The sequence below is a fragment of the Kineococcus arenarius subsp. arenarius genome (genome assembly GCF_050871845.1).
Lineage (GTDB): Bacteria > Actinomycetota > Actinomycetes > Actinomycetales > Kineococcaceae > Kineococcus.
On sequence record NZ_JBJLSE010000143.1, the window covers coordinates 1 to 7,231 of the forward strand.

At 75.7% G+C, this 7,231-nt stretch carries 7 protein-coding genes; 1 reads left to right on the top strand and 6 read right to left on the bottom strand.

Annotated elements, in window-relative coordinates:
- Positions 1–123: 123 nt before the first annotated feature.
- The 6 genes from ACRYM0_RS19870 to menE all read right to left on the bottom strand — a co-directional run bounded on the left by ACRYM0_RS19870 (position 124) and on the right by menE (position 4,446).
- Complete coding sequence (locus ACRYM0_RS19870) at positions 124–417, bottom strand: hypothetical protein (RefSeq protein ID WP_432507578.1); 294 nt, start codon at positions 415–417, stop codon at positions 124–126.
- Between the two features lie 25 nt (positions 418–442).
- The gene (locus ACRYM0_RS19875) at positions 443–1,345 is read right to left on the bottom strand and encodes a 1,4-dihydroxy-2-naphthoate polyprenyltransferase (protein ID WP_432507584.1); all 903 of its coding nucleotides are present in this window, start codon (positions 1,343–1,345) and stop codon (positions 443–445) included.
- Between the two features lie 472 nt (positions 1,346–1,817).
- Entirely contained in the window at positions 1,818–2,255 is a 438-nt protein-coding gene (locus ACRYM0_RS19880; protein ID WP_432507579.1) for a hypothetical protein, read from the bottom strand.
- Positions 2,256–2,313: 58 nt separating this feature from the next.
- Positions 2,314–2,640: a hypothetical protein gene (locus ACRYM0_RS19885; protein ID WP_432507580.1), complete on the bottom strand. Its 327-nt coding sequence runs from the start codon at positions 2,638–2,640 to the stop codon at positions 2,314–2,316.
- 220 nt (positions 2,641–2,860) lie between these two features.
- Positions 2,861–3,127 (bottom strand): PLD nuclease N-terminal domain-containing protein, encoded by a 267-nt coding sequence (locus tag ACRYM0_RS19890; protein WP_432507581.1) that lies wholly within the window; start codon positions 3,125–3,127, stop codon positions 2,861–2,863.
- 86 nt (positions 3,128–3,213) lie between these two features.
- Positions 3,214–4,446: an o-succinylbenzoate--CoA ligase gene (menE, locus tag ACRYM0_RS19895; protein ID WP_432507582.1), complete on the bottom strand. Its 1,233-nt coding sequence runs from the start codon at positions 4,444–4,446 to the stop codon at positions 3,214–3,216.
- Positions 4,447–4,661: 215 nt separating this feature from the next.
- On the opposite strand from menE, the gene ACRYM0_RS19900 reads away from it, so the two are divergent.
- Positions 4,662–7,031: a putative bifunctional diguanylate cyclase/phosphodiesterase gene (locus ACRYM0_RS19900; protein WP_432507583.1), complete on the top strand. Its 2,370-nt coding sequence runs from the start codon at positions 4,662–4,664 to the stop codon at positions 7,029–7,031.
- Positions 7,032–7,231: the final 200 nt, after the last annotated feature.

Sequence of the window (7,231 nt, forward strand, 5' to 3'; positions counted from 1 at the left end):
ACGCCCGTTCGGCAGGTGCACGAGGGCTCCGCGCCGGCCGGTCGACAGATCCCGTTGAAGACACGAGGTCAGTCAGAGCAAGGGTCAGACCCACCGGCGCGGAGTCCTCGTACATCCTCACTGTCAGCGCAGGGGGAGGTTGGGCAGCAGGTCGGGCACCTGGCGGTCCAGCTCGCGCAGGTCCACCACCTCCGGCACCGCCGCCGCGCGCCCGGCCGCCTCGGCCTCGTCGGCCGAGCGCACCAGCACCTCCAGCACGCGGCGCACCAGCACCGGCTCGTCCGCCGTCGTCGCCCCCACCTTCGCCAGCACCTCCTCGTCGCACGTCACCACGTGCGAGGAGGAGGAGCCCCCCGCCGTGGTGAGCGTCGCCGCGTAGCGGTGCTCCCCGTCGGCCTGAACGTCCACAGCACCCATGCCGCGCACCCTCGCAGAGGTGCGCTCAGAGCGCGAGACCGAGCGCCAGCAGCGCCCCGGCGGCCAGCTCCAGCAGGCCCGTGTCCCGCAGCACCGGGATCAGGTCGCGCCCGGAGGCGCCGCCCAGCACCGTGCGCAGCGGCCGCACCGCCAGCGGCACCGCCGCCAGCACCAGCAGCGACCAGGGGTGCCACGGGACGGTCGCCAGAGCCGCCACGAACCCGCCGGCCACCAGCGCGGCGAACAGCAGGCGGCTGCGGTGCTCGCCCAGGCGCACCGCCAGGGTCCGCTTGCCCGCCACGGCGTCCGTGGGCACGTCGCGCAGGTTGTTCGCCACGAGGATCGCGCACGCCAGGAACCCCACGCAGAACGCCCCGGCCACCGCCTCGCCGCCGACCCGGTCCACCTGGACGTACGTGGTGCCCAGCACCGCCACCAGCCCGAAGAAGATGAAGACGAACACCTCGCCCAGCCCGGCGTAGCCGTAGGGGCGCTTCCCGCCCGTGTAGTACCAGGCCGCCGCCACCGAGGCCGCCCCCACCAGCAGCAGCCACCAGTGCTCCGTCAGCGCCACCACCGCCAGCCCGGCCAGGGCCGCCACCGCGAAGCACGCGAACGCCGCGTCGCGCACCGCGCGCGGGTGCGCGGCGCCGGAACCCACCAGGCGGAAGGGGCCCACCCGGTCGGCGTCGGTGCCGCGCACGCCGTCGGAGTAGTCGTTGGCGTAGTTCACGCCCACCTGCAGCGCCAGGGCCACCACGAGCGCCAGCGCCGCCGGCACCCACGCCACCGCGCCGAGGGCCGCGGCCGCGCCCGTGCCGACCAGCACGGGCGTCAGGGCCGCCGGCAGCGTGCGCGGGCGGGCCGCCGACACCCACTGCCCGGCGGTGGGGCGGGACCGGGGCGCCGCCGCGGGCGGCAGCGGCACGGCGGAGGGCGGCAGGGGTTCAGCGGGGTCGGGCACGACCGTCCATGGTGCCAACCGCTCGCGGTGCCGCTCGCCCGGGGTGCCGGGGTGCCGGGGTGCCGGGGTGGATCGGGTGCCGGGTCCGCGGGGGGTGCGGGTGCCGGGCTCTCCGCCCGCGCCGTCGCGGGGACGACACCTGCCACCGGGCGTTCAGCGCGGGCTCCGGACGCCCGGCACCCGCACCCCCCGCGGACCCTTCAGCCGCACCTGGCCGTGTGTTCACCTGAGCGCCAGCCGATCTCGCACCCGGTGGTCAGCCTGGTGCGGTACGGCCGTCGAACGTGTCCGAGCGGGTGCTCAGCTGGTCGTCACCGGGTGCTGGGGGCGAGGCTGGCGTCCGCCGATGGTCCCGGTCGAACGCAGGGGCCTGGCGTTGGCCAGTCGCACGACCATGGGGTCCGGCTCCCGGCCCGCGGCGCGGAGAGCTTCGACCTCAACCCGCGCGGCCCTCACCTGATCCTTGCTGACCTTGATCGTCTGCTTCGCCATCGTCGCCGTTCGCCCCTTCGTCCTCGTCGTAGGTGAAGTCCGGTGGCTCACCGCTGCTCTGCTCGAGGTTACGCCCGCGCTCGATCGCCGTCTCGATGTCCCCGATGGTGCTGGTCACGTCCCGGATCTTCTCGGGGACGTGGCTGTCGTCGGCCATGGAACGCAGAGCGCCCCCCACCAGTTCAGCGCCCATCCGGGCCAGCTCCGGGTTGTCCGAGCCCATCCAGGCCTGTCCGAGGTTGCTGATCATGTCGGTGTACGCCTGGGCGTTGGTCTTCCTCGTGGTGCGCACGGTGGCCCAGAAGCTGGCGACCCCACCCACCACTGCCCCGATGACCCCGCTACCGAGCGAGGACCAGTCGACCTCGGCGATCCAGCTCACCGCGCACCCTCATCACCGCGGTCGTTCCGCAGCTCAGCACGCCTCGTCACGTCAGCATTCAGTCGTCGCCGGACAGATCGCTGCGCGGACCGTTGACGGGGAGGCCACGTCGTCGCCGCACTTGACAGCGGTAGTCGATCGTGACGTGGACATCACTGAGCGGGAAGCGTCCCGGGTTGTGCACCGCGTACGTGTACGTCCAGTCCGCGCGATCACCCCGGACGTCGCTGTCTCGCGGTCGAGCCTCCACCACGGTCGCCACGGAGACGCTCTCGATCTCGATGGCGCGTGCCTTCAAATCAGCGATGCGCAGTTGCCGGAGCTGCCAGACGGCAGCGCCTGCCCCGATCAGCCCGGTACACGCAGCCACCGCTTCCCAGGTCACCGCGGAACCTCACCAGAACGCCTCCTCGCGGATCAAGCGGACCCGCCGTCGCGACTGGTGCGTCGGAGCGATCAGGGCCAGAGGGGGTGGCGAGGGGGTGGGGTGGCCGGGCGTCCGGAGCCCGCCCGGCGCACCGGGGTGAGGGGCGCACCCGGTCGCGGGCGGAGGGCCCGGACGCCGCACCGCCTCGTCGCCCGGACGCGACCCCGACCCCAGCACCTCACAGACCGCGCAGGAAGTCCTCGTCGTCGTCGGGTCCCTTGGGGCCGGGTCGGGGCGCCGGCCGGGTGCGGCGCCCGGGTGCGCCCGCGACGGGCCGGCCGGCGAGCAGGTAGGCCGCGGCCCCGATCAGGGGCAGGAACAGCACCGCCAGCAGCCAGCCCCAGCGGGGCAGGGCGCGGACCTCGCCGTCGCCCGCCTGCACGATGCTCACGACGCAGTACACGGTCAGCCCCAGTGCGAGGAGCACCGGGAGGACGCTGCGCACCGTCGCACACCTCCTCGATCCGGTCCGGACCCACCGCCGGACCCCTCGGCACGACGAACGGGCCGGCGGTGCGGTTCCCGCGCCGTTCAGCGCGGTGCGGTGCCGGTGGCCAGCGCCCGCAGCGCGGCCCGGTCCGGCTTGCCGGGCCCGCGCAGCGGCAGGGCGTCCAGCAGGAGCAGCTGGCGGGGCGCGGCGTGCGCGGCGACGCGCGCGCGCACCGACCGCCGCAGCTCCTCCATCGCGGGGGCCGCGCCCGGCAGCGGCACGACCGCGGCGACCACCCGTTCGCCCCACTCGGGGTCCGGCACGCCCACGACGACGACCTCGGCCACGCCGGGTGCGTCCGCCAGGGCGTCCTCCACGAGCGCCGGGGCCACCTTCAGGCCGCCGGTGGTGATGAGGTCGTCCAGGCGGCCGGTGACGCGCACCAGGGGGCCGTCCGCGTCGCGGGTCAGCGCGGCGGCGTCGTCGGTGCGGAAGGTGCGCGCGCCGCCGGGGGCGGTGCGGAAGGACGGGTGGGCGGGCGCGCCCCGGTAGCCGCGGGCGACGACGGGCCCGGTCAGGGTCAGGCGGCCGTCCTCCTCCAGGGCCGCGTCCACGCCGTCCAAGGGGCGGCCGTCGTACACGCACCCGCCGCACGTCTCGGACGCCCCGTACGTGGTGACGACGCGCACCCCGGCGGCGCGGGCGCGCGCCAGTAGCGGGGCGGGGGTGGCGGCGGCGCCGACGAGGACGGCGGAGAACGCGGTCAGCGCGGCGGTGGCCTCCGCGCCGGCGTCCAGCAGCCGCACGAGCTGGGTGGGCACCAGGGACGTCAGCAGCCGGCCGGCGGTGGCCGCGGCGGTGGCCGCGGCGAAGGCGGCGGGGTCGAAGCCCCCGGGGGCGTCCACGACGACGGGTTCGGTGCCGGCGCGCACCGAGCGCAGCAGCACCTGCAGGCCGGCGACGTGGTGGGCGGGCAGCGCCAGCACCCACTGCTCGCGCCCGGCCGCGGCGGGCGGGCCGGTGAGCCGGCGGGCGGTGGCGTCGGCGGAGGCGCGCAGCGCACCGGCGCTCAGCAGCGCGCCCTTGGGGGTGCCGGTGGAGCCGGAGGTGGCGACGACGAAGGCGGTGGGGTCGGACGGGTCGTCCTCGCCGGGGGCCAGCGCCTCCCCGGTGCGCAGCGCGGGGTGGGGGGGTGCGTCCTCGGCGTGCGGGTGCCAGGCGGTCGCGGACCGGCCGGCCAGGGCGTCGGCGAGGACGGGGAGCAGGTCGAGCGCGCGCCGCCCGGCGGGCACGGGCAGCGCCCGCAGGGTCCGGTGCGGTGCGGAGGAGGGCACCCGCCGAGCGTAGGCCGCTCCTGCCGAGGCTCCCCGGGGAGTAGCGACCGAGGATGCGACGTTGAGTAGTGAGATGATGACACCAAGTCCCGATCGGGAGCTTTCCGGGATCGGTCGCTACGCCGGTCGCGGGAAGTCCGTGTCGAGTTGCCTCATCGAGCGTGACCACTCGTGATCGGAGTGTCAGGATGTCCCCGCTCGGGCCGGGAGGGGGGATGACGGTGAGCAGCACTGTTCCAGACCGGCGCCCGCTGGCCAGCGTCGTCTACGACGGCCTCGTCACCCTGGCCGCCGCCTGCACCGTCGTGGTCGCGGCCGTCGCCTTCGCCCGCACCGCCGACGCCGCCGCGCTGCACCAGTTCGGCTGGTGCCTGCTCGTCGGCTTCCCGCTCGTGCAGCTGATGACCCGCTTCCCCTTCCAGGTGAACACCCGGCACGCCGGTGTCGAGGTCCAGTTCGACGTGGGCGTCCTCGTCTTCCTGCTGTGCTTCGCCCCCGCGTGGACGGCGACGCTGGCCTGGGCGCTGTGCGTGATCCCCACCAACCTCACGCAGCGCAAGAGCTGGGTCAGCCGCGTCTTCAACGCCTCCATCGGCGTCCTGTTCGCACCCGTCGCGCTCGCCGTCACGCACCTCCTCGGCGCCTGGTCCGGGACCAAGGCCATCGCCGTGGCCGGCGGACCCGCCGAACTGCTCGCCGTGGCCGCCGCCGTCGCCGCCGTCTTCCTCGTCGACCTCCTCGTCTCCGCCGTCTCCGTCGCCGTGCAGCAGGGCACCCGGGTGCGCGCCGAGCTCGCCGACGGCGGGACCTGGCTGGCCGGCGCGGCCGCCCTCGCCGTCGGCGCCGTCGGGTACCTCGGCGGCCTCGTCGAGCAGGAGCTCAGCGCGTGGGCCGCGGGCCTGCTCGCCGTCCCCATGGTCGTCACCCTCATCGCCACGCGGGCCATGCGCACCACCCGCGACGTCGCCCGCCGCACCGAGGCCCTCTTCGAGGCGGCCACCGCCCTGCACACCCAGGGCCGGCGCGCCGACCTCGCGCGGGCCCTGGCCAAGCACGCCCGCATGGTCGCCGGCACCCCCGCCGCCACCGTCCGCTCCGTCGGGCCCGGCGAGGGCGAGATCGGCGTGCCCGTCGTCGCCGGGGACGGACACGTCCTCTACGTCACCGCCCCCCGCAACCGCGACGCCGCCCTGCGCGCCGCCGACGAGAAGGCCCTGGAGGCCCTCGCGTCCGTCGGCGAGGCCGCGTTCTTCCGCGTCGGCGCCAACGAGGAGATGCACGGCCTGGCCCGCCGCGACGTCGTCACCGGCCTGCCCAACCGCCTGCAGTTCTCCGAGCGCCTGGCCCTGGAGCTGGAGCGCGCCCGCGAGGGCGACCGCCTCGACGAGCTCGTCGTGCTCTACCTCGACCTGGACGGCTTCAAGGGCGTCAACGACCGCTTCGGCCACGAGGCCGGCGACGAGCTCCTGCGCCTGGTGGGCACCCGCCTGCGCGACACCCTGCGCGGCGGCAGCACCGTCGCCCGCCTCGGCGGCGACGAGTTCGCCGTCCTGGCCCCCCGCTGCCCCGACGTCGAGGGCCTGTGCCGGCGCGTCCTCGCCGCGCTGCGCGTCGAGGTCCGCATGCGCGGGCACGTCGTGCGCGCCCAGGGGAGCATCGGGTGCGCCCGCGCCCGCCCCGGCGACGACGTCGGCACCCTGCTGCGCAACGCCGACACCGCCATGTACCGGGCGAAGGCCGCCGGCAAGAACCGCTGGGTGGAGTTCCGCCCCGAGCTGCTGGAGGAGGAGATCGCCCGCCTGCAGGTCATCGAGGACCTCCAGCAGGCCCCCGCCGACGCGTTCGTCGTGCACTACCAGCCGATCGTGGACCTCGCCACGTCCGAGGTCGTCGCCGTGGAGGCCCTCGTGCGCTGGCGCCGCGACCGCGGCGACGGCGTCGAACCCCTCGTCGGGCCGGAGGAGTTCATCGGGCTGGCCGAGCGCTCCGGCACCGTCGTCGGCATCGGCGACGCCGTCCTGCGCACCGTCGTCCGCGACGCCGTCGGCATCCCCGTCCACGCCGGCCGCCGCCTGGACCTCATGGTCAACGTCTCGCCCGTCCAGCTGCGCCACCCCGACTTCACCACCCGGGTCGCCGCGGCCGTGCGCCAGGCGGCCGCCGCCGGCAGCCGCCTGCACCTGGAGATGACCGAGAACGTCATGATCGACGACGACACCGTCGAGGTCCTGCGCGAGCTCGCCGAGACCGGCGCCCTGCTCACCATCGACGACTTCGGCACCGGCTTCTCCTCCCTCGGCTACCTGCGGCACCGCCCGTTCTCCTCGTTCAAGATCGACCGCAGCTTCGTGCGCGACATCGCCACCGAGCCCACCGCCCGCGCCCTCGTCGAGGGCATGGTCAAGATGGGCCAGGCCCTCGGGCTGTCGATCGTCGCCGAGGGCGTCGAGGAGCCGGAGCAGGCCGAGATCCTGCGCGAGATGGGGTGCCCGCTCGCCCAGGGGCACCTGTACTGCCGCCCGATGCCCCTGGAGCAGCTGCACGCGTTCCTGCAGCGGCCCGTCGCTCGGCCGCTCATCGCCTGAGCCGTGTGGTCGGCTCGGGTGCCGGGTCCGCGGGGGGTGCGGGTGCCGGGCTCTCCGCCCGCGCGTGCGGTCCCTGCACCGGCTCACCAGGGTTCGGCGCGGGCTCCGGTCGCCCGCCACCCCCACCCCCCCCCGACCCAACACGCGCACCAGGGCGCCCGGGACAATTACCTCCCTACCCCGCCCCCCCGCCCCGCCCC